The sequence below is a fragment of the Nisaea sp. genome (assembly GCF_040217065.1).
Lineage (GTDB): Bacteria > Pseudomonadota > Alphaproteobacteria > Thalassobaculales > Thalassobaculaceae > Nisaea.
The window spans coordinates 469,147-490,063 of sequence record NZ_JAVJNX010000008.1 but is presented as its reverse complement, the minus strand read 5'-3'; the positions used below and the strand labels follow the sequence as shown (position 1 = coordinate 490,063).

Here is a 20,917-nt window from a genome sequence, read left to right as displayed (position 1 = left end):
CATGCTGACAGACAGTCTCAGTCGTCACGTGGATATTCTTCAATATCGGCCTTCGGTCCCAAAGACGCGGTTTCCGTGGCGCCCCCTTTCGGACCGAGAGCAGCATGTAGCCAGACCGTCACTTTGGTGCCAACCCCAAGCGTACTCTCTATCTTCAGTTCGCCAGCGTGAGCCTCCACCAGAGATTTGACAATACTGAGACCAAGCCCCGTGCCGTCATGGCTGTGATGTGGGTGATTGCTGGCTTGGGTAAAAGGATTTGTGATCGTTGGCAATTTGTCCGCCGCAATACCTTCGCCGTTGTCCTCGACAATCACCGCGATCATGTCGCCCCGGCCCGGCTGCGCGGACAACCGGATCCAGCCGCCCTGCGGGGTAAATTTTACGGCATTCGACAGTAGATTCAGAATGATCTGGCGTACCGACCGGAGATCCGCAAACAACCGTAACGGCACACCCGGCAAACCAACCTCAAGATTGATGGATTTGTCAGCGGCGATATTCGAGACCTCAACCGTGCTTTCCCGAAGCAGGTCAAGAAGGCCGATTTCCTCCTTCATGAGGACCCGTTTGCCGGCCTCGATCGCGGAAATATCAAGGATGTCATTTACCAGCGCCAGCATGTGCATACCGCTGTCATTGATGGCATCCGCATATTCCCGGTAGGCCGGCGCGCCGACCGGACCGAGGACTTCCTGCGAGAGCATTTCGCTGAAGCCGAGAATGGCGTTCAGTGGGGTGCGGAACTCGTGACTCATCGTGGCAAGGAATTCCGATTTCGCCCGGTTGGCTCGCTCGGCATCAAGCAGCGCACGGTCGCGGGAGATTTCTGCTTCTCTTTGCCGGGTCACGTCGCTGCCTGTGCCGCGATAACCAAGAAACGTCCCGTCATCATCAAAAAACGGAATGCCGTTGACCATTACGGCGACTTCGACTCCTTCATCGCCCTGTAAGAGATAGCGAAACCCGGTGAAAGGCCTCAGCGCCTCCAGATCGGAAATATGCGTGCGCCATTTCTCTGAGGTCAGATCCTCGATCGTTGCTTCGAAGCGGGTGCGCCCGAGATAGTCTTCCGGGGTCAGTCCGCTGAAGTCCCGCGCACCGTGCAAGAAAAAGCTGAAGCGCCCGTCGGCATCGGTTTCCCATAACCAGTCCGAAGATGCCTCGGCGAAATCGCGGAACCTCTTCTCACTTTCATGGAGCTGCTTCTCCGTTCGCAAACGGTCTGTCGTATCCTGCATCACGCAGACGATACCGGGCTGCGGCTTCCCCGGTATCGCAAGGAACATCTTCGCGACGAGATAGCTTCGACTCCGGCCCGAAGGCAGGGTCAGCTCCGTTGAGACCGACAGGGTCTCGTCACCGGGCAGTGCTCCGCTGACCGGACCCAAAGCCCTGAATATGCCCGGGTCCGACCAGAGCTCATCGAGTTTTTTTCCGGCAATATCCAGCTTTTCGCAACCGGCCAGATCCGCGAATGCGCTATTCGCATTGATCAGGACTCCGCAATCATCCTCGACAAAGATCGGCATCGGCACCGCGTCGATGATGCTCTGTTGCAAATCAAACTGCGCACGCAGCGCGTCATCCGCGGCCCGGCGTGCGGCAGCTTCAGCATCGCCTCGTGCCTTCACGCGGTGCTGGGCGACAATCATGACGCTAACGACGCAGGCGGTGGCCAGAACCCCGGCCAGGATGAACCCAAAAGGCGCGAACCAGTCCACATTGCGCAGCACCGGATAGTCAAGCTGATGCAGCCCCGAGAGGATAAAGAACGCTCCCGATATCCGGTATCCGGTTCCTGTCCCGTCCGCGCGGCCCTGACGCCACAATGCTGCGCCAGCCGCGATCAGCGCCCCTCCGGATAAAGCAAAGACCGGTATGGTTCGAACCAGAAAAGACCAGTGAAGAAGGTCGGCAGCAAGGACCCAGAATACAGTCAGGCTGATGCCCAGGACAACGATCTGCGGCACGATTTTGCGCCCAAGAAACCGGAGCGTCCCGGCAGCGATCATCAACGCCGATGCCGGCAGCAGGATTTCAACGAAGATCGACCCGAGTGCGGGGGTAAGGAAGGCAACGCAGGCATTGGCTCCGGCATATGCCCAGAAGCCGCCCGCCCACCAATTCAGCCCGTTTGGCGCGCTCGGAATCGACCGCAGATATGTTAACGCGGCGGCAAGCAACAACGAGGCGAACGTTGCGCCGAATGCTGCTGTCTGCAGTGAAATCGCCATCAATGGCCGGTCCCGCCCGTCGGTTCGGGGTTCGTTGAAACGCCGAAACCGCAATTATTTTGAGTGCACTAGCAGATACTAAGCCGTGCGCTCCCGGTGCGGGCAAGTCTAAATCGTTCTTTTGGAAATTAATCCCGGTACGAAAACAGCATTACATGGCGTCCGGATTGCTCTCGAGCAGTCTTTCAGCATTTCGGAACGCGATATTACTACGCACTGGTTCGGGCAAATCGGCCAACCAGCCACGAATCCAGGTCAAATAATCTCCCACATCCAGCCAGCGTGACGGCGTGTAGGTATCCGTTCCAATAGTGAAGCGTTCCGGGAAACGAAGGAACGTCTTCCGCCATGCGGGAGTTACCGCGCCTCCGGAGACATGCTCGAAACGGAAAGACAGATCCACCCGGAGCTCCGGATAGGTCTCCAGCATGACCTCGATCCGCGCTCGCTCCTCGAACCCAGCATGCGCCCAAAGCACCCGCGCTGCCGGATCGTGATTGAAGATCCGGACAATGGCGTCGGCATCGGCGTGGGCATGGAGAAAAAGCCCGTGCGTGCGTGCCAGATCGACGAGACCGCGGACGGCGGGTTTATCCGCATCCGCGCCCGAGACGTGAAACTCTCCGATCCCGGCATAGCGATTGGTTGAAAGCCGTTCTGCCAGCATGGTCAGTATGGTCGGATCGTCGACCCAGCTGTGCAGTTCTCCGCGTTTCAGATAGGGCCGCAGGACCGGAACGACGAGATCCGGCGCCAGACGATAAAGCCTTTGCGTGCCGTCGTCGGGAGAACTGGAGACGAACGCCTTGCTGAGTCCGGCTTGCCGCAGAATGTCTACGGCGTCCTGAGGCGGGTATTGTTCCCAGGCATCGTGACTGTAGTGAATATGGGTATCGAAAAGCCGCAACTCTGCCGCCCGCACGATACTGCCGAAAAGCACCAGAATCATGCCGGCTGTCGCCAGACATCGCGCCGATCTCGGCATCAAACTCCCCGTCCACCGCCAATCCGTTCCGATTGACGTGGTGCAATCGCGCCCATAGTCCAGCTTGAGCTCAAATATGCACAGGCGATATGCTCCGCATTGACCGCAGGGACGGAGAGACGAAATGGAGATTCTGGCCGACGACCTGACCGGGCCGGAAATCGCGGAATTGCTGTCTGCGCATCTGGACCACGGGAACGCGAATTCCCCGCCGGAAAGCGTTCATGCCCTGGATCTCGACGGGCTGCAAAGCCCGGACGTCACGTTCTGGAGCGTCTGGGAGCACGGCAATCTGCTCGGCTGCGGCGCGCTCCGGGAGCTTTCTCCGGATCATGGCGAGCTGAAATCAATGCATACCGCACGCCAGCATCGCGGCAAGGGCGTCGCCCGGGCCATGGTCGAGCATATCCTGGCCGAGGCGAAACGGCGCGGGTACCGGCAGGTCAGCCTGGAAACCGGCTCCATGGAGGCCTTCGCACCGGCCCGCGCGCTCTACAGCCGTTTCGGGTTCACCGAATGCCCGCCGTTTGGCTCCTACGCCTTGGACCCGCATAGCGTCTTCATGACCCGCGCCCTCGCGGCCTGAGCGACTGCCTTCAGCAATTCTGCCAGTTCGGCCGGCGCTTCTCCAGGAAGGCGGACATGCCCTCGCGGAAATCGGCGCTGGTATAGGCCGCCTCGATCAGATCCCGGTCTTCCGGCACGGCGCCGCTGGTGCGCAGCCGCCGGAGCGCTTCCTTGGTGACCCGCATGGTGATCGGCGCGTGCCCCTTCAGGGTCTCCGCCAGCTCCGTCGCGCGCGCCATGACACCATCCCGGTCCGGCAGCACTTCCGAGACAAGGCCGATCGCCCTGGCTTCCTCGGCACCGACAAGGCGGGCGGTCAGCAGCATCTCCGAGACCCGGGCCGGGCCGACGATCCAGGACAGGCGTCGCAGGTTTTCGTTCGACAGACAATTGCCCAGCGTGCGGGCAATCGGAAAGCCGAACTTCAGATCGGCAGCGGTGATCCGGATGTCGCAGGAGGCCGCAACCGCCGCGCCGCCGCCCGTGCACGCCCCGTGAATCGCCGCGATGGTCGGCACCGGACAGCGTTCGATATCAGCCATCATCCTGTTGCCGTTGTCTTCGTAGGCGAACGCATCCTCGGCGCCGTTAAAATTCTTGAACTGGCCGATATCCGTGCCCGCCGCGAAGGCTTTGTCACCGGCACCGCACATCACGATGGCGGCCACGGCCTCGCCCTTGCCGGCATCCCGGCAGATCTCGGCAACTCCCTCATACATCGCAAAAGTGAAGGCATTGCGCGCCTGCGGGCGGTTGAAAGTGATCCAGCCAATGCCGTCCTTCACCTCGTAGATAAGATCCTCGGTCGCGTGTTCCACAACGCCTCCCCTTCACCCTTTGACGGGTTTTCGATTTTGCCGGTGTGCCCCGGAGAACTCCGTGGCAGAGTCAGCCCCATGAAAGCAGGAAACAAAACCCTCGGTCCACGTCTTCGCGTCGTGCTGGATACGAATGTCGCCATCGGCCCCGGCCAGGTGGACCTCCTGGAAGCCATCGTTGAGACCGGATCGATCAGCAAGGCCGGCCGGTCGATGAATATGAGCTACCGCCGCGCCTGGCTGCTGGTGCAACGGATGAACGCGCATTTCCACTCCCCTCTGGTGGAGACGGCCAAGGGCGGGAATAGCGGCGGCGGGGCACGCCTGACCCCGCTCGGGCAGGATATCGCGAGTTGTTACCGGCAGATGGAGGCGCGGGCGGCCGAGGTGCTTGAACCGGAGATGGAGAAACTGCGCGGCTTGCTGGCCAGAAATCTGGATGACGGGGCGGACGGAAAGGCGGATCCGACCGCATCTTGACGAAAGCGTTATGTCCAATGATATATAACGCTACGTCCGCGACACCCGCAGTCCATCACAGGGCAGACCATGAAACCCCGCGTTTCCAGGCGTTTTACAAGGCCCGTCCTGTCCCTGCTGGCCGGCCTTGCGATTGTCGTCACCGGGGCATTCTCCGCTCGGGCCGCCGACGCCACTATCGCCGTTGCCGCGAATTTCGCCTCCACCGCGGATATACTGGCCAAGACCTTCAAGGCCGAAAGCGGCAATACGGTGGTGATCGCCAGCGGGTCCACCGGACAGCTCTATGCCCAGATCAAACAGGGAGCGCCGTTCGATGCATTCCTTGCGGCAGACCAGATCCGTCCGGCGCTTCTGCACAAGGACGGGGCGGCTGCACAGGCGCCGTTCACCTACGCCACCGGCCTTCTTGCGCTCTGGAGCCCGGATCCCGATACCATCCGGGAAGACGGTGCAACCGTTCTCGGCCGCGCACTGTTCGAGCGCATCGCCATCGCCAACCCGAAGCTGGCGCCCTATGGTGCGGCCGCCAGGGAAAGCCTGACCGCTCTCGGCCTCTGGCCGACCTACGAGAAGCGCATCGTGATGGGCCAAAACATTGCCCAGGCGTTCCAGATCGTGGCCGCCGGCGGCGCGCCGGCAGGCTTTGTCGCCTTGTCGCAGTTGCTGGCGGCGCCGGAGAACCTGCATGGCAGCCACTGGGTCGTTCCAGCGGATCTGCATGCGCCGATCCGGCAGGATGCCGTCCTGCTGCCGCGCGGCGCAGGGAACCCCGCTGCCGAGGGCTTTCTCGCCTTCCTGACATCCCCCCTCGGCTGCGCTGCCATTCGTGACGCCGGGTACCAGCCACGGGATGCCTGCAAATGAGCCCGGGCGATCTCTCCGCCATCCTGCTGACCCTGAAGCTGGCCGGCGCCACGGCACTCATCCTGATCCTGATCGGCACACCGCTCGCCTGGTGGCTGGCGCATACCCGGTCAAAGCTGCGCTGGATCATCGAGCCCGCCGTCGCCCTGCCGCTCGTCCTGCCGCCGACCGTGCTCGGCTTCTACCTTCTGATCCTGCTCGGTCCGGCAGGCACCATCGGTGGCGCCTGGGTGCAGCTTACCGGCGAGACCCTGGCCTTTTCCTTCTCGGGACTGCTGATCGCCTCGGTGATCTATTCCCTGCCTTTTACCGTCCAACCCCTGCAAACCGCTTTCCAGTCGGTCGGCAGCAAGCACATGGAAGCGGCGGCCACGCTCGGCGCCTCACCCTTCGACGCCTTCATGACAATCGCCTCTCCCATTGCCATCCGGGGCTATATCACCGCCGCCGTCCTGACCTTCGCCCACACAATCGGCGAGTTCGGGGTGGTTCTGATGGTTGGCGGCAACATCCCGGAAAAAACCCGGATGATTTCCATCGCCATTTTCGAGCATGTCGAGACCCTGTCCTACGACGAAGCGCACCGGCTATCGGCCGGCCTGCTGGTCTTTTCCTTCCTTGTGCTGATGGCGGTGACGATCCTGCACCGCCGGGCACCGGTGCGGGCGGGATGACCTGGCCATGCTGATCCTGCGCGGGTCCATCCGCTTTCCCGAATTCACAGCAAAGGTCGATGTCACAGCGCCGATCTCCGGCATTGTCGGCCTGTTCGGCCCGTCCGGCCACGGCAAGACAACGCTGCTGCGAATGGCGGCCGGTCTCGAACGCGGCCACAACGCCTATGTCGAATATGACGGCGAGGTCTGGCAGGACGATGCCACCGGCATCTTCGTGCCGCCGCATCGCCGTCGCCTCGGCTTTGTCTTTCAGGATGCGCACCTGTTCCCGCATCTGACGGCGGGCGGCAATCTCGACTATGCGGCCCGGCGGGCAAAGCAGGGACGGACGGATCTCACGCCGGAGCAGGTGACCGAAATCCTCGATCTAGGACCGTTGCTCCACCGCAGGGTGCAGGACCTGTCCGGCGGCGAGGCGCAGCGCGTCGCCATCGGCCGGGCACTCGTCTCCCGGCCCAGGCTCCTGCTCATGGACGAGCCGCTCTCCGCCCTCGATCTTCGGCGCAAGATGGAGATCCTGCCCTATATCGAACGGCTGCGTGACGAAATGGACCTTCCGGTGCTGTACGTCACCCATTCGCTGGATGAGCTCAGCCGTCTGGCGGATCACGTGCTGCTGATCCGTGACGGCTCGGTCGTTGCAGAGGGCGCCGTGCCGGAAGTGATGCAGCGCATGGATCTCGGCCCCATGCTTGGCCGTTTCGAGGCCGGCGTGATCGTCGAGGGACCAATCGTCGCCCAGGACAAAACCTATGCCATGACCGATCTCGCCATCGGCGATCAGGTCCTGCGCATGCCCCGGATCGAAGCGGACCTGGGAACTGTCGTCCGCATCCGTATCCGCGCCCGCGACGTTTCCATCGCCATCGAACAGCCGGCCGGCCTCAGCATCCGTAACGTTCTGCGCACCCGGATCACGGAAATCTTCGGGGAGGACGGTGCATTCGCCGAAGTGCTGATGGATCTGGAAGGCACGGGCCTGCGCTCCCGCATCACAAGGGAAAGCGTGGACAGGCTCGGCCTCAAGCCAGGCATGTCGGTCTTTGCCCTGATCAAGAGCAGCGCCGTAGACCGCCGCCTGATCCCGGGCGGCGGGAAACGCAGCCCGAACAGCTCAAGTGGAATTATTCCAAACGCATAAGGAACACGAGATTGTTTGTAGCGGGAAGGAAACCCTCTTGACCGTGAAGATCGATTTCGCCAAATTGGGAATGATAATAATTCTCATTAGAGTTTGAGGAGAAACTCCGTGACGATCGTGAAGAAGCTGGTCCTTGGCCTGCTTGGAGCCGCGTTCCTGTCGGTCTCAGGTGCGCAGGCCGCCGAAGAGGTGAATGTCTATTCCTACCGTCAGGAATTCCTGGTGAAGCCGTTGTTCGATGCCTTCACCAAGGAAACCGGCATCAACGTCAATGTGATCTTCGCCGAGAAGGGCCTTATCGAGCGGATCAAGGCGGAAGGCGCGAACAGCCCGGCCGACCTGATCTTCACCGTCGATATCGGACGCCTGAACGATGCAGTCGATGCCGGCGTGACGCAGCCCGTGACCAGTCCCGCACTGGAGAAGAACATTCCGGAGCATTACCGCCACCCGGACGGCCTCTGGTACGGCATGACCACCCGCGCTCGAATTATCTACGCCTCCCGTGACCGGGTGAAGCCGGGTGAAATCACCTCCTACGAAGGTCTGGCCGACCCGAAATGGAACGACCGGATCTGCACCCGCAGCGGCAAGCATGTCTATAACGTGGCCCTGATCGCCTCGATGATCGCCCATCACGGCAAGGAAAAGGCCGAGGAATGGTTGAGCCAGGTGAAGGACAATCTGGCCCGCAAGCCGCAGGGCAATGACCGGGCGCAGGTCAAGGCGATCAAGGAAGGCGAATGCGATATTGCCGTCGGCAACCATTACTACTACGGCAAGATGCTGCACGATCCGAAGCAGAAGGCCTGGGCCGACTCCGTCTATCTCGTGTTCCCGAACCAGGAAAACCGCGGCACTCACGTGAATATTTCCGGTGTCGCCATGGCGAAGTCCGCGCCGAACAAGGCGAATGCCATCAAGCTGATGGAATTTCTCAGCGGCGGCGGTCAACCGCTTTATGCCGAGCAGAATTTCGAATATCCGATCAACCCGACCGTGCCGTGGCTTCCGGAAGTGAAGTCCTGGGGTGAGTTCACGTCGGATACGCTCGGCCTCGCCGAAGTCGCCGAATTGCGGAAAGAAGCCATCAAGATGGTGGACCGGGTCGGCTACAACGATTAAACGCCTGACATTCGGAGCCCTGAGCCGGGGCCCGCGCCGTTGCGCGGGCCTCTCGGTGTTTGAGGAGTCCTGATGGACGAGATGGCCAATATTACCGGACACGGCACCGGCAGCAGCATGGCACGTTCGCGGCGGCAGAGCGGCGGCATGCCCTGGCTGGTGGCCGCCATGACCCTTGCCGGTCTGGTAATTGCCCCGGTTGCCGTACTGATCTGGATGGCCTTCTTCCCGGACGAGAATATCTGGCCCCATTTGTTCTCGACCGTTCTCGGAACCTACGTTTCCAGCACCCTGACCCTGATGACCGGGGTCGGCATCTCGGTCGTGATCATCGGCACCGGAACCGCCTGGCTGGTGGTCAGCTGCCGTTTCCCCGGTCGCCGGATCTTTGAATGGGCATTGCTGCTGCCGCTTGCCGTGCCCGCCTATGTCATTGCCTACACCTATACCGACCTGCTGGAGTTCGCCGGCCCGCTCCAGGGCGCCCTGCGCGCGCTCTTCGACTGGCAGACCAAGCGGGATTACTGGTTTCCCGATATCCGGACCATGGGCGGCGCCATTTCCATGCTGTCGCTGGTGCTCTACCCTTACGTCTACGCCATGGCTCGTGCGGCGTTCCTCGAGCAATCGGTCTGCGTATTGGAAGTCAGCCGGACCCTCGGCTCCGGCGTCTGGCGCGCCTTCTTCTCCGTCGCCCTGCCATTGGCCCGACCGGCCATTGCCGTCGGCCTGACGCTGGCTCTGATGGAGACCCTGAACGATTTCGGGACCGTCGATTACTTCGCCGTGCGGACGCTGACCCGCGGGGTCTTCGATGTCTGGTTCTTCATGGGCAATCCCGGCGGCGCGGCGCAGATCGCGCTGGTCATGCTGCTGTTCGTCGTCGGGCTGATCTGGTTCGAACGCAGATCTCGCGCCCGGCAGCGTTTTCACCACACCTCGACCCATGTCCGCGCCCTGCCGGGCTACCAACTGACCGGATGGAAAAGGGTTCTCGCGGTGACTGCCTGCGCCCTGCCGATCCTGCTTGGCTTCGTCGTTCCCGCAGGCGTGCTCGGCTATTACGCGATCGGCTACTTCGAACAATCCTGGACTCCGGAATATCTGCATTACACCCGGAACAGCCTGGAACTCGCGGCCATCAGCGCGCTTGTGACCGTTTCCGCCGCCGTGCTGCTGGCCTATGCCGTCCGTCTCAACCCGGCGCCCGCCGTCCGTATCGGAGCGCGGCTGGCAAGCGTCGGATACGCGATCCCCGGTGCAGTTCTGGCAGTCGGCATCCTGATTCCGGCGGGTGCGCTTGACAATGCGGTCGATGCGGTCGCGCGGGCGCATCTCGGCTTCAGCACCGGCCTGCTGCTCAGCGGCACCTCCGCCGCGCTCGTCTTCGCCTATATGGTGCGCTTCATGGCCGTTTCTTTCGGCGCGGTCGAATCAGGGCTTGGCAAGGTGACACCGAACATGGACCTCGCCTCGCGCGCCCTCGGACACGGGCCCTTCTCGACGCTGCGCAAGGTGCACCTGCCGCTGATCCGGGGCAGCCTGCTGACAGCCATCGTGCTGGTCTTCGTCGACACCATGAAGGAACTGCCGGCCACGCTGGTCCTGAGACCGTTCAATTTCCAGACGCTTGCGACCTATGTCTATCAGTACGCCTCGGACGAGTTGCTGGAGCAATGCGCGCTGGCGGCCCTCACCATCGTTGCCGCAGGCGTGCTGCCGGTGATAGTCCTGAGCCGCGCGATATCCGCTTCCCGGCCCGGGCATCGCCGCTCCACCTGAGGCCGGCCTCGCGAGTCCGCAAATGAGTGCTGAGGCTGCAGTTACCGCAGCCGAGCGCCGGAACCTGTTTCTCCGGCTGTCCGGCTTCTACGGCACCTTCTTCCTGCTGTTCGGCGTGTTGCTGCCATTCCAGCCGGTCTGGCTCGACAGCCGCGGGCTGAGCCCGATCGAAATCGCCTCGATCATGGCCGCCGTTTTCTGGGTGAAGATGATCTCCCACCCTCTGGTGGCCCATATCGCCGACCGGCGCGGCCAGGGACGCTGGCTCTGCATCGTGCTTGCCATGCTGTCGCTCTGTACCTGCCTGCTGCTCACCGGCGCCATCGGGTTCTGGCCGATTGCCGTGCTCTGTGGCCTGTTCGCCGCGCTCTACAACCCGATCCTGCCGGTGATGGAGAATATCGCGCTCCGCGTGGTCCGCGATGCAAAACTCGACTACGGCCGGGTCCGGCTCTGGGGCTCCATCAGTTTTATCGCCGGGACGACTGCAACAGGCGCCTTCCTGTCAGGTCGCGATCCGGACTGGATCATGTGGATTGCGGCAGGTGCAGTCGGCACGATCCTGTTTGCCTGCTGGACCATGCCGGAAAAAACGCGGCCGGCGCCGACAAGCCGCAGCAACCCGCTCTCCCTCCTTGCCCGACCAGATTTCCTGCTGTTTGTCGCCACCGCCGGTCTGCTGCAGGTCAGCCACGCCGTCTACTACGCCTTCGGCTCCATTTCCTGGCGCAATGCTGGTCTGGACGAGAGCATGATCGGCTTTCTCTGGGGTATCGGAGTTGTCGCCGAGGTTCTGCTGTTCGCCTTCGCCGGCCGGTTCTCCCGGAAAGTCGGCCCGCTCGGCTTCCTGGCCTTCGCCGCCATCGGCGGCCTGATCCGCTGGCCACTGACACCGCTGACCAACGATCCGTTGTTGCTGGTGCCCCTGCAATGCCTGCATGCCCTCACCTTCGGCGCGGCGCATCTCGGTGCCATGGCCTACCTGACCCGCTCCATTCCCGATCATCTCGGCGCCACCGGCCAGAGCCTCTATTACGCGCTGACCGGCGGGGTTCTTATGGGGATGATGATGCCGCTCGCCGGCATGATGTACGAGGATGTCGGCACCGCTGCCTATAACGCCATGGGCGCCTGCTCGGCACTGGCGCTGCCGGGGCTGTTCATCCTCTGGCGACTGTCGCGCCGGACCTGATACACGGCCTGCTCTCAGGCTTCGAACACTTTATCGAAGCCGCCGAAGATCAAGCGTTTGCCGTCGAACGGCATCGGATTGTTGGCAGGATCCATCCGGGAATCGGTCATCATCTTCTGCATCCCGGCATCGCAGACCTCCTTGGAGGGCCAGACGATCCAGCCGAAGACCACCGTCTCGTCATCGGTCTTCTTGACCGCCATCGGAAAGGATGTCACCTCGCCGTCCGGCACGTCGTCCCCCCAACAATCCACGATGCTGAGTGCACCGGCTTCCTTGATGACCTCGGCCGCCGCCTTGCAGTGATCAATATATTGTTGCCGGTGTGCCGTCGGCACGGAAGCTACAAAAGCAGACACATATCCCATCAGTTTTCTCCCTTCCCTATGGTGCAAAGCCACTCGCCAAAATCGGCCCGCTGTTGGATGTTGCGAAACCTGCTTGATTAAAATGTTGATGTCAACATAATTGGAAATATGAGTATGCGCGCCGACCTGCCTATTGAAGTGACCCGCGAGGTAAGGGATCGCTGCCTTTGTCTGCATATCCAGCGGGCGGCGCGGGCCATTGCCCGCCGGTTCGACGAAGCGCTCCGGCCGTATGGGCTGACGAACGGGCAATATTCCCTGCTGATGTCCCTGAACCGTCCGGAGCCGCCACGCATGGGAGACGTCGCCCCGTTTCTGGCGATGGACCGGACCACGCTGACGGCAAATCTGAAACCGCTGGAACGCAGGGGACTGGTGGACGTCAGCGTGGACCCGAAGGACCGGCGCGGCCGTCTGCTTGCCCTGACCGATGCCGGCCGCGACCTGCTGCTGGCCGCCCTGCCCGTCTGGCGCTCGACCCATGATGAAATCGACACCCTGCTGCCAAGCGGCGATCCGGACGGCCTGCGGGCGGAACTGATCGCGCTGTCCTGAGCTAAATCCGGGCCTGAAATCAGGCCGCCTGCCGCCGCGCCACCAGTTCGGCCGCCTCGCGGATCAATTCCGGACGGGCATCGTCGCGGAAGGCATTTTCCGACAGATGGCGGCGCCAGGCGCGGGCACCGGCGCAGCCCTGGAACAGCCCGAGCATATGCCGGGTGATGCTCTTCAGCGGCACGCCCTCGGCCATGCGGCGGGCGGCATAGTCCACCATCGCATCGGCCACGTCCCACGGAGTGAGATCCGTCTGGCCAGCGCTGTAGAACCGGCGATCGGCATCGGCCAGCACCCATGGCGTCTGATAGGCCGCACGGCCTATCATCACGCCGTCGACATGCACCAGTTGCGCTTCGGCTTCGTCGAGCGTGGAGATGCCGCCATTGATCGAGATCCGCAGCTCCGGGAACTGCCGTTTCATGGCGTGGACCAGCGGGTAGTCCAGCGGCGGCACGTCCCGGTTTTCCTTCGGGCTGAGGCCCTGCAGCCAAGCCTTGCGGGCATGCACGATGACATGACGGCACCCGGCATCCGTGACCTGGCGGATGAAATCCGGCAGGACCGTCTCCGGCTCCTGATCGTCAACACCGATGCGGGATTTCACGGTCACGGGGATGGAGACGGCGTCGCTCATCGCCGCGACGCAACGGGCGACCAAATCGGGCTCCCGCATCAGGCAGGCGCCGAAGCTGCCGGACTGCACCCGGTCGCTCGGGCAGCCGACATTGATGTTCACTTCCGCATAGCCCCAACCCTCAGCCATACGGGCGCATTCGGCCATGGCATCGGGTTCACTGCCACCAAGCTGCAACACCAGCGGATGCTCCGACGCGTCATAGCGCAGGAAGCGCTTGGCATCGCCGTGCAGCAGGGCGCCGGTCGTCACCATTTCGGTATAGAGGACGGCATGCCGGCTGATCTGCCGCAGGAAATAGCGGTCATGCCGGTCTGTCCAGTCCATCATCGGGGCGACGGATATGCGATGAAGTTCAGTCACGTGTCTTTTGGCCTTTGGCTGCAATCTGCCCTTTCATATCGTCTGCAGGGTGACGTTTCCAACGGGAAAACGGAAGATCAGCCCTGCGGTCGCATGTAGACAGTCGCGCCTTTCATCCCTCATGCCGCTCTGGATAGCCCTGAGGGACAGAAACAGAAACGAATTGTTTTCTGATCCCCCCTCGCCTGACAGGCTGAGCGCTACAATCTCTGTTACCACCCAATCGGCGAAAGGATACGTCACATGAGCTGGAGCCCCTGCCCCGACCCGACCCTCGGCGACAAAGCCTCGGTCGATGCTGTCGAGACCGTGATCGTCCCGCGCGCGGTCGATCTCGGCGAGATGACAGTGCGTCGCGCCCTGCCGAGCAGGCAGCGCCAGATGGTCGGCCCCTTCATCTTTTTCGACCAGATGGGACCTGCGGAATTCCTGACCGATCAGGGTATCGACGTCCGGCCGCATCCGCATGTCAATCTGGCCACCGTCACCTATTTGCTGGAAGGCGAGATCCTGCACCGGGACAGCCTCGGCACCGAGCAGGCGATCCGTCCCGGCGCGGTGAACTGGATGAAGGCAGGTACCGGCATCGTGCATTCCGAACGCACCTCCGACGCGCTGAAACAGAGCGGCCAACGCCTGTTCGGATTGCAGACCTGGGTCGCCTTGCCGGAAGCCGAGGAGGAAACCGACCCGGCCTTTCTCCACCATGGCACCGACGATATTCCGGTGATCGATGATGGCGCGCTTTCCCTGCGGCTCATCGCCGGGGAGATGCAGGGCGTGCGCTCTCCGCTGAAGACCGCTTCCGAAACACTCTATGCCGATGTCAGCCTGGAACGCGGCGGCCGCTTCCAGGTCGAAGCCAGCCATCAGGAACGCGCCCTCTATATTCTGTCCGGCACACTTTCCGTGGAGGGCACCGAGCATGGCGAAGCTGAATTGCTGATCTTGAGAAGCGGCGTTCCCGTGGAAGTCCGGGCAACGGAATCCGCCCGCTTCATGCTGTTCGGCGGCGAGCCGATGGAAGGGCCTCGCTACATCTGGTGGAACTTCGTCTCTTCCCGGCTGGAGCGGATAGAGCAGGCGAAGGAGGAATGGCGGCAAGGCAGGTTCGATACGGTGCCGGGCGACGAGGAGGATTTCATTCCCCTGCCCGAAGACAAGGGCAGGCCGCGCAAAGCCGTCGGCGGCCGTACGTTCGCGTAGCTGCGTGGCCACCGCAGGATGATTTCAGGCACCGTGAAACATCCTGCGCACCGCCGTCAGACTGGGGCCCGAAATCTTGCACGAAGCAACCCTGGCACCCTTTCAGCTCACCGTGAAATGCCGGATGAAATCCGGGTCCGGCTCGATGCCGAGCCCCGGCCCGCCCGGCAGACCGACGCTGCCGCCGCTTTCCTTGACCTGCTCGCCAATCCGGAGCGGCTCAAGCAGGAGCTCTTCGCGGAACCGGTTCGGCGTGGTGTCGTATTGAGCATCGGCTGGAACGTTTGTTGCTCGAGCAACTGTGGCATTGGAACGGTTGACTCATTCTCGATGCCTGCCTTTGCGACGGTCGCAAAGCGACCGAAGACACCGTTGATAAAAATGTGATCGATTGCGGCGAACTGGTCAGGCCCCACCTTTGAAGGTTGCAGGTCGGACGCATGTAGCGGGAGCATTTCTGTAGGGAATGATTGCTCCACCACCTGCCACGGTGTATCGACTACACAGCTGTAGTCCCCGGCGCCGCAAACGCACCCCGCAAGACCAAAGAACGGGGCATTGGGCTCGACGAAGTCCTCATGGCCCGTTTCGTCGACGCATATCAGAAGTGAATCATCCGGGAACTCGATCTGTACCCCATCATGCTCAATGACCAGCGGCATGCACTTTCCATTTCGCTGTGTCGTCTGCCTTCGAATAACTTCGTCGTCCCTGAAGCATATCAATACTACCCAGTCCGTTAAACGATGGTCGACAGAGCGAACCTTCAAGCTAACTACGACATGCTGCGAAAAGGGAAATATCGGATGATAATAAATAAAAATTCCCAGAAATCCTGCCTATTTTCGTTTATTTGGGAAAATTTGAAGGTGAAAAATCAATACACGATTGATTAATCGTTTTCCGATATAGGCTAATTTTCAGTCTTTTACCAAAATAAGCTAGCCTCCAATCCTTTGCTGTGGAGTTTCCGGATGCGTCTCATCAATCGAATCATTCTTGGCTATGCGGGTGTAGTGTTGCTCATGCTCGGACTCGCGATCGCAGCTGTTTTTCAGGTCAACTCGATCGGGAACAGCCTGGCGACAATCAACGACGTCAACAGCGTGAAGCAGCGCTACGCAATCAATTTCCGCGGCAGCGTGCACGACAGGGCCATTTCCATCCGGGATGTCGTTCTCGTATCGACCGACGCAGAGCGTCAAGCAGCGATCGAGGAGATCGAGACGCTTGCTGAAGCCTACGCAGAGTCCGCGCGGGCAATGGATGAGATGATTGACTCGAGAAACGACAATAGCGCCGAAGAACTCGAAATCCTCAGCCGCATCCAGGCCACCGAGGCGGAGACCAATCCTCTGGTCGAAGAAGTGATCAGGCTAAGACTCTCCGGCAACACAGACGAAGCCCACAACGTGCTCATGGGGCAGGCCCGGCCGCTCTTCATACAATGGCTTGCGCAAATCAACGAGTTCATCGACCAGAAAGAGGACCTTAATAAAGCCGAAGGTGCCAAAGTTGTGTCAACCGTCGATGGTTTCCAGATCTTCATGTTCGGATCGCTCGCGGTCGCGCTCGCTACTGCCCTTGGCCTCGGTGCCTGGACCGTAACATCAATCCGTCCTCTGGGACGCTCCACCGACATCATGCGGCGGCTCGCTGAAGGCGACCTCTCCGCGGAGGTCCCCGAGACAAATGACAAGAACGAGGTCGGCGATATCCTTCGCAGCCTTGGGTCGTTCAAATCCGCGGCAATCGAGAAGCAGAAAATCGAAGAACGGCAAGCTGACCGCGACCGCCGCGAAGCCGAGGAGAAGCGGGAGTCGATGAATGCGCTCGCGGACAACTTCCAGGAGCGCGTCGAGAGTGTCGTCAAGGCCGTCTCGACATCATCGGATCAACTCGTCGAGCTCGCGAAGACCCTCTCGTCCGTGACCGAAACCGCGAAAGGACGTGCACAGAATGTCGAGGGTGCAGCCGGGCAAGCCTCCACGAATGTCAGCGCTGTCGCCGACGAGGTTCAAAAGCTCTCCGCCTCGATAGCCGGCGTCCAGGAACTCGCCAAGGAGTCGACCTCCATGGCCGGGTCGGCGAAGTCCACCGCCGACGATGCCGTTGCGAGCGTGGAGAAACTGTCCACCTCCGCGCGGAACATCGGGGACGTTGTAAAGCTGATCTCGGAAATCGCCGAACAAACGAACCTGCTTGCCCTCAACGCCACGATCGAAGCGGCACGCGCCGGCGAGGCCGGCAAAGGGTTTGCCGTCGTTGCGTCGGAAGTCAAATCACTGGCCAACCAGACAGCCAAGGCGACCGAGGATATTACCGCGCAGATTACCGATATGCAGGGCAACACGGACGATGTCGTGAAAGCGATCGACGATATTTGCGCCGTCATCGATTCCCTAAACGAGCAGGCGGCTTCGATCGCCGTGTCGGTCGATGAGCAGTACAGCTCAACGGAGGAAATCTCGGCCAGCACCAGCCAAGCCGCAAACGGCACGGAGGACGTGAACGCAAATATCCGCGACGTCGCCAAGAACGTCACGAATGTCGGCGAAAGCTCCAACCAGGTCCTGACTTCCGCAACGTCTCTCTCCAAGGAGGCACAGCGGCTCAACCACGAGGTCAGCGATTTCCTGACACAGGTTCGCTCCGCCTAGCGAGCCCGCGCGCGGCACACGCCAGCGGAGGTCTCTAAGCGATGTCCGCCCGCCCATCGGCGGGCGGACGCTGATACGACAAAGACGCCCCCCCGATCACGCATCCGCTCGACCCTGTTTCCCAAGATCCGAGAATTGCGGGGACAGAGAATTGCGGGGAATTGCGGGGACACGTACCGAATTCAGGTGAATAAAGCAGCCTTGTAGCGTGCCTCTCGAAGATCCCCTCAGAATCTGCGCAGACGCGTATCGCGTGCGTTTGCGATCCCGATATCGGCGCGGAGAAAAGTCGTGACCCGCAGCTTCTGCGATCGGCATCACGACAACATCAAGATGGAACGGGATCAGACCATCATGAGCGGGGCGATTCACTGCGATTTTCGCTATCAGGTTGAAGATGAGGGGTGAAAGCTGGTTGCAGCCAGACCATCGACGGTCAAAAGTCCACTTTGGGTCGCAATTAGCTAACAGAAAAACTCTTCACAAAATCCGGGTCCGGCTCAATGCCGAGCCCCGGGCCGCCCGGCAGACCAACGCTGCCGCCGCTTTCCTTGACCTGCTCGCCAACCCGGAGCGGCTCAAGCAGGAGCTCTTCGCGGAACCGGTTCGGCGTGGTGTCGTATTCCAGCATCGGCTGGACCGGGTGCGCCCCGCCCGGCAGGTCAGGCAGGGCGGCGAGCAGATGCATGTTGGTGGCGACGGCCACGGCCGAGCCCCAGACATGGTTCACGATCGGCATGAAATGGGCCTCCGCCAGTGCCCGGACCTTCAGATATTCAGTGATGCCGCCAAGCCCGCAGACTTCCGGCTGCAGGACGTCGACGCAGCGGTTATGGATCAGATCCCGGAAGCCCCAGCGGGTGAACTCCCCCTCGCCGCCGGCGATCGGCATGTCGAGGGCGAGGCAGAGATCGCGGTAGCCCTGCCGGTCCTCCGGCGCCACCGGCTCCTCGAACCAGGCAACGCCGAGCCGTTCCAGCTCGCGCCCGAGGGGGATGGCCTCGCGAGTCGTATAGGCGTGGTTCGCGTCCACCATCAGGCCGATATCCGGGCCGATGGCATCGCGGACGGTCTCAACCAGCGCGATGTCCTCTTTTACGCCGCGGCCGATCTTCATCTTCATGGCCTTGTAGCCGGCCGCGCGGATCGCCGCGCTCTCGGCCGCGAACCGTTCCTTCAGGTCGGGCACCCGCTGCAGCATCATGCCGTAGCCATAGACCTGGATGCGCTCCCGGAAGGCGCCGCCAAGCAGCCGGTAGACCGGCACGCCGTGGATCTTTCCGGCCAGATCCCAGAGCGCGATATCGACACCGGAGAGAGACTGGATCGGCATGCCCTTCTGGCCATGATCCCGCAGGAGGTTGTAGACCTTGTGCCAGATCACCTCACGCTCGAGCGGATCCATGCCGAGCACCATCGGCTGGATCACGCGCTCAACGATTGTCTTGTTTGCAAAGGCGATATCGCCGCCGCCAAAACACTCGCCCCAGCCGACCACCCCCTCGTCCGTGGTGATCTCCACCAGGTGCGCCGTGCGCTTCAGGTAATATTGCTGGGAATAGCCGAGCTCTTCATCGAGATCGTACTGGAGCACATGGCTCCGGATGCCTGTGATCTTCATACCCGGCAGGTCCGCTTTGTTGCCAACACGGGAAGCCTAGATCATCCGGGATCACCCGGGCCATGGCCTTTTCACGGAACGATCCGACTCTCGGCGCGAGGCGCCAGTGCCGGGCCGCCTCATGCGACGGATCAGGACGGAACGTCGTACGCGGTGATTGTCATGTCAGCCGCTTCCTCGCGCAGCGGAATGATCGCCTGATAGGCGTCCGAAGCGTACCAGGCTTTCAGGTCCTGCATGCTCGGGAAGGAGGCTATGCCCGTCGCCTGATGATTGGCATCACCGCCAGTCAGAACCGCCCCTGCTTTCCCGCGCATCACCATTTCACCGCCAAACGGCTTGAAGGTTTCCGCGGCTTGCTTTGAGTAGTCCTGCATCTTGGCCGGGTCCTTGACTGCAACCACAGCTACAAAAAATGCCGTCATGAATATCTCCTCATTCCCTGAGCGCTCGACAGAGCTTGCCGGGCACGTTATGTACAGCAGTGGATAAAACACGCGCCCAACGTTTTGTCCACTGCTGTATAAAAAATATTTTCGTGAGTGATTTTGGCCCGACCGAGCAAATTTGACAGAGACGATGCCGTCGATACGGCCATGGAAATCTTCTGGCGTGAGGGCTATGAGGCCTGCTCCGTCAAGGCGCTTTCCGAGCGTCTCGGGATTACCCGGTCAAGCTTCTACAACGCGTTCGGTAGCCGCGAGGATCTGTTCCGCGAGGCTCTTGCCCGCTATGGCGAGCAATCGCCCGACAGCGCGTTCGCAAGCGAGCCGTCCGCCGCCGGTAGTGTCAGGCGGCTGATCACGAACACGTTCCGCGCCGCCTGCCACGCCCGCGCCGCCGACCCCGACGCCAAGGGCTGTTTTGCGGTGAAAAGCGTGGCTGAACTCTGCAATCGGGACAAAGCGCTCGGCCCGATGCTTGATGAGATCGTCCAGGCCAATGTCGCACGGCTGGAACGCCTGCTCGAATTCGGCAAGGCAACCGGCGAGTTTCCTTCTACCCTCGACAGCCACGCCACCGCGCTCGCGCTCAAGACAGTGCTGGTCGGCCTCAATGTCGTCTGCAAGGTGATCCGCGAGGAGGAGGAACTCTGGCTCTCCGCCCGCACCGCCCTCAAGGCTCTCGACCTGTTTGAGGAAGATACCGCGGTGTGATGTGAACGTTACCCGCGGGCGGCCCGGGCACTGCGCCGGGTGGCCAGCAGCAGATTGGTCTCCGAGCTCGCGATGCCCTCGATCAGCCGGATGCGGCGCAGCACATCATCGAAATCCGTCAGGGTCTCGGCGCCGATCTCGGCGATCAGGTCCCATTTTCCGTTCGTGCTGTGCACCGCCCCGACCTCGCCGATGCCGGTGAGCTGGCGGACCACATTCTCCGTCCCGCGCCCCTCGATCTCGATCAGCATGATGCCGCGCACGGGCATTTCCGACGCGTCCCCGCGCAGCACCACCGTGTAGCCGAGCACATGGCCGTCCCGCTCCAGCCGTTCCAGCCGGCTGCGCACCGTGGCGCGCGATACCCCGACCGTCCCGGCAAGCTCGGAAATCCCCGCCCGGCCATTCCGGCGCAGCGCGGCGATCAGTTTCTGGTCAACAACATCCATTATTCAAATCGTCATGTCTGAATTACCATT

21 protein-coding genes are annotated in these 20,917 nt (G+C 61.7%); 12 read left to right on the top strand and 9 right to left on the bottom strand.

What is annotated here, in order from left to right:
• Positions 1–17: 17 nt before the first annotated feature.
• Together RH950_RS11395 and RH950_RS11390 are read right to left on the bottom strand one after the other, a co-directional pair.
• The gene (locus RH950_RS11395) at positions 18–2,237 is read right to left on the bottom strand and encodes a PAS domain-containing sensor histidine kinase (protein ID WP_350056780.1); all 2,220 of its coding nucleotides are present in this window, start codon (positions 2,235–2,237) and stop codon (positions 18–20) included.
• A 151-nt stretch (positions 2,238–2,388) separates the two neighbouring features.
• Positions 2,389–3,186: an amidohydrolase family protein gene (locus RH950_RS11390; protein ID WP_350056778.1), complete on the bottom strand. Its 798-nt coding sequence runs from the start codon at positions 3,184–3,186 to the stop codon at positions 2,389–2,391.
• 160 nt (positions 3,187–3,346) lie between these two features.
• Here RH950_RS11390 and RH950_RS11385 point away from each other — a divergent pair, with 160 nt between their 5' ends.
• Positions 3,347–3,808, top strand: a complete 462-nt coding sequence (locus RH950_RS11385) for a GNAT family N-acetyltransferase (protein WP_350056776.1) — start codon at positions 3,347–3,349, stop codon at positions 3,806–3,808.
• 10 nt (positions 3,809–3,818) lie between these two features.
• On the opposite strand, the gene RH950_RS11380 is transcribed toward RH950_RS11385, so the two are convergent.
• Positions 3,819–4,607, bottom strand: coding sequence for an enoyl-CoA hydratase/isomerase family protein (locus RH950_RS11380; protein ID WP_350056774.1), 789 nt, complete (start codon positions 4,605–4,607; stop codon positions 3,819–3,821).
• Positions 4,608–4,685: 78 nt separating this feature from the next.
• Here RH950_RS11380 and RH950_RS11375 point away from each other — a divergent pair, with 78 nt between their 5' ends.
• The 7 genes from RH950_RS11375 to RH950_RS11345 all read left to right on the top strand — a co-directional run bounded on the left by RH950_RS11375 (position 4,686) and on the right by RH950_RS11345 (position 11,871).
• Positions 4,686–5,087, top strand: a complete 402-nt coding sequence (locus RH950_RS11375; protein ID WP_350056772.1) for a winged helix-turn-helix domain-containing protein — start codon at positions 4,686–4,688, stop codon at positions 5,085–5,087.
• A 69-nt stretch (positions 5,088–5,156) separates the two neighbouring features.
• Entirely contained in the window at positions 5,157–5,954 is a 798-nt protein-coding gene (modA, locus tag RH950_RS11370; protein WP_350056770.1) for a molybdate ABC transporter substrate-binding protein, read from the top strand.
• Positions 5,951–6,628 carry a molybdate ABC transporter permease subunit gene (gene modB, locus RH950_RS11365; protein WP_350056768.1) on the top strand — a complete coding sequence of 226 codons (678 nt, stop codon included), beginning with the start codon at positions 5,951–5,953 and terminating at the stop codon, positions 6,626–6,628. The genes modA and modB overlap by 4 nt, the downstream gene beginning before the upstream one ends.
• Positions 6,629–6,635: 7 nt before the next feature.
• The gene (gene modC / locus RH950_RS11360; RefSeq protein ID WP_350056766.1) at positions 6,636–7,772 is read left to right on the top strand and encodes a molybdenum ABC transporter ATP-binding protein; all 1,137 of its coding nucleotides are present in this window, start codon (positions 6,636–6,638) and stop codon (positions 7,770–7,772) included.
• Positions 7,773–7,880: 108 nt separating this feature from the next.
• A complete protein-coding gene (locus tag RH950_RS11355) occupies positions 7,881–8,897 on the top strand; it encodes a Fe(3+) ABC transporter substrate-binding protein (RefSeq protein ID WP_350056764.1) in 1,017 nt (338 codons plus the stop codon).
• A 72-nt stretch (positions 8,898–8,969) separates the two neighbouring features.
• Positions 8,970–10,679 carry an ABC transporter permease gene (locus RH950_RS11350; RefSeq protein WP_350056762.1) on the top strand — a complete coding sequence of 570 codons (1,710 nt, stop codon included), beginning with the start codon at positions 8,970–8,972 and terminating at the stop codon, positions 10,677–10,679.
• Between the two features lie 22 nt (positions 10,680–10,701).
• Complete coding sequence (locus tag RH950_RS11345; RefSeq protein WP_350056760.1) at positions 10,702–11,871, top strand: MFS transporter; 1,170 nt, start codon at positions 10,702–10,704, stop codon at positions 11,869–11,871.
• A 14-nt stretch (positions 11,872–11,885) separates the two neighbouring features.
• Here RH950_RS11345 and RH950_RS11340 read toward each other — a convergent pair whose 3' ends face one another.
• Entirely contained in the window at positions 11,886–12,239 is a 354-nt protein-coding gene (locus RH950_RS11340) for a DUF1428 domain-containing protein (protein ID WP_350056758.1), read from the bottom strand.
• Positions 12,240–12,353: 114 nt separating this feature from the next.
• On the opposite strand from RH950_RS11340, the gene RH950_RS11335 reads away from it, so the two are divergent.
• Complete coding sequence (locus RH950_RS11335; protein WP_350056756.1) at positions 12,354–12,794, top strand: MarR family winged helix-turn-helix transcriptional regulator; 441 nt, start codon at positions 12,354–12,356, stop codon at positions 12,792–12,794.
• 19 nt (positions 12,795–12,813) lie between these two features.
• Here the strand turns inward: RH950_RS11335 and dusA are convergent, their stop codons facing one another.
• Positions 12,814–13,794 (bottom strand): tRNA dihydrouridine(20/20a) synthase DusA, encoded by a 981-nt coding sequence (gene dusA, locus RH950_RS11330; RefSeq protein WP_350056754.1) that lies wholly within the window; start codon positions 13,792–13,794, stop codon positions 12,814–12,816.
• 243 nt (positions 13,795–14,037) lie between these two features.
• Between dusA and RH950_RS11325 the strand changes: the two genes are divergently transcribed.
• The gene (locus RH950_RS11325) at positions 14,038–15,000 is read left to right on the top strand and encodes a pirin family protein (RefSeq protein WP_350056752.1); all 963 of its coding nucleotides are present in this window, start codon (positions 14,038–14,040) and stop codon (positions 14,998–15,000) included.
• Positions 15,001–15,107: 107 nt separating this feature from the next.
• Here RH950_RS11325 and RH950_RS11320 read toward each other — a convergent pair whose 3' ends face one another.
• Positions 15,108–15,662 (bottom strand): hypothetical protein, encoded by a 555-nt coding sequence (locus RH950_RS11320; RefSeq protein WP_350056750.1) that lies wholly within the window; start codon positions 15,660–15,662, stop codon positions 15,108–15,110.
• Positions 15,663–15,974: 312 nt separating this feature from the next.
• Between RH950_RS11320 and RH950_RS11315 the strand changes: the two genes are divergently transcribed.
• Positions 15,975–17,660: a methyl-accepting chemotaxis protein gene (locus RH950_RS11315; RefSeq protein ID WP_350056748.1), complete on the top strand. Its 1,686-nt coding sequence runs from the start codon at positions 15,975–15,977 to the stop codon at positions 17,658–17,660.
• 460 nt (positions 17,661–18,120) lie between these two features.
• Here the strand turns inward: RH950_RS11315 and RH950_RS11310 are convergent, their stop codons facing one another.
• Complete coding sequence (locus tag RH950_RS11310; protein WP_350056746.1) at positions 18,121–19,281, bottom strand: mandelate racemase/muconate lactonizing enzyme family protein; 1,161 nt, start codon at positions 19,279–19,281, stop codon at positions 18,121–18,123.
• A 131-nt stretch (positions 19,282–19,412) separates the two neighbouring features.
• Entirely contained in the window at positions 19,413–19,706 is a 294-nt protein-coding gene (locus tag RH950_RS11305; RefSeq protein ID WP_323797338.1) for a DUF1330 domain-containing protein, read from the bottom strand.
• A gap of 123 nt (positions 19,707–19,829) precedes the next feature.
• On the opposite strand from RH950_RS11305, the gene RH950_RS11300 reads away from it, so the two are divergent.
• On the top strand, positions 19,830–20,438 hold the full coding sequence (locus RH950_RS11300; RefSeq protein ID WP_350056744.1) for a TetR/AcrR family transcriptional regulator: 609 nt from the start codon (positions 19,830–19,832) through the stop codon (positions 20,436–20,438).
• 8 nt (positions 20,439–20,446) lie between these two features.
• Here the strand turns inward: RH950_RS11300 and RH950_RS11295 are convergent, their stop codons facing one another.
• A complete protein-coding gene (locus RH950_RS11295) occupies positions 20,447–20,887 on the bottom strand; it encodes an Lrp/AsnC family transcriptional regulator (protein WP_350056742.1) in 441 nt (146 codons plus the stop codon).
• Positions 20,888–20,917 lie beyond the last annotated feature (30 nt).

What these genes read in the sequence shown, in the direction of transcription:
- modA (WP_350056770.1), top strand. Translation starts at nt 5,157, where the DNA reads ATGAAACCCCGCGTTTCCAGGCGTTTTACAAGGCCCGTCCTGTCCCTG.
- modB (WP_350056768.1), top strand. Translation starts at nt 5,951, where the DNA reads ATGAGCCCGGGCGATCTCTCCGCCATCCTGCTGACCCTGAAGCTGGCC.
- RH950_RS11375 (WP_350056772.1), top strand. Translation starts at nt 4,686, where the DNA reads ATGAAAGCAGGAAACAAAACCCTCGGTCCACGTCTTCGCGTCGTGCTG.
- RH950_RS11320 (WP_350056750.1), bottom strand. Translation starts at nt 15,662, where the DNA reads ATGCCGCTGGTCATTGAGCATGATGGGGTACAGATCGAGTTCCCGGAT.
- RH950_RS11315 (WP_350056748.1), top strand. Translation starts at nt 15,975, where the DNA reads ATGCGTCTCATCAATCGAATCATTCTTGGCTATGCGGGTGTAGTGTTG.
- RH950_RS11335 (WP_350056756.1), top strand. Translation starts at nt 12,354, where the DNA reads ATGCGCGCCGACCTGCCTATTGAAGTGACCCGCGAGGTAAGGGATCGC.
- RH950_RS11385 (WP_350056776.1), top strand. Translation starts at nt 3,347, where the DNA reads ATGGAGATTCTGGCCGACGACCTGACCGGGCCGGAAATCGCGGAATTG.
- RH950_RS11350 (WP_350056762.1), top strand. Translation starts at nt 8,970, where the DNA reads ATGGACGAGATGGCCAATATTACCGGACACGGCACCGGCAGCAGCATG.
- RH950_RS11325 (WP_350056752.1), top strand. Translation starts at nt 14,038, where the DNA reads ATGAGCTGGAGCCCCTGCCCCGACCCGACCCTCGGCGACAAAGCCTCG.
- RH950_RS11310 (WP_350056746.1), bottom strand. Translation starts at nt 19,281, where the DNA reads ATGAAGATCACAGGCATCCGGAGCCATGTGCTCCAGTACGATCTCGAT.
- RH950_RS11305 (WP_323797338.1), bottom strand. Translation starts at nt 19,706, where the DNA reads ATGACGGCATTTTTTGTAGCTGTGGTTGCAGTCAAGGACCCGGCCAAG.
- RH950_RS11345 (WP_350056760.1), top strand. Translation starts at nt 10,702, where the DNA reads ATGAGTGCTGAGGCTGCAGTTACCGCAGCCGAGCGCCGGAACCTGTTT.
- RH950_RS11295 (WP_350056742.1), bottom strand. Translation starts at nt 20,887, where the DNA reads ATGGATGTTGTTGACCAGAAACTGATCGCCGCGCTGCGCCGGAATGGC.
- RH950_RS11390 (WP_350056778.1), bottom strand. Translation starts at nt 3,186, where the DNA reads ATGATTCTGGTGCTTTTCGGCAGTATCGTGCGGGCGGCAGAGTTGCGG.
- modC (WP_350056766.1), top strand. Translation starts at nt 6,636, where the DNA reads ATGCTGATCCTGCGCGGGTCCATCCGCTTTCCCGAATTCACAGCAAAG.
- RH950_RS11340 (WP_350056758.1), bottom strand. Translation starts at nt 12,239, where the DNA reads ATGGGATATGTGTCTGCTTTTGTAGCTTCCGTGCCGACGGCACACCGG.
- RH950_RS11395 (WP_350056780.1), bottom strand. Translation starts at nt 2,237, where the DNA reads ATGGCGATTTCACTGCAGACAGCAGCATTCGGCGCAACGTTCGCCTCG.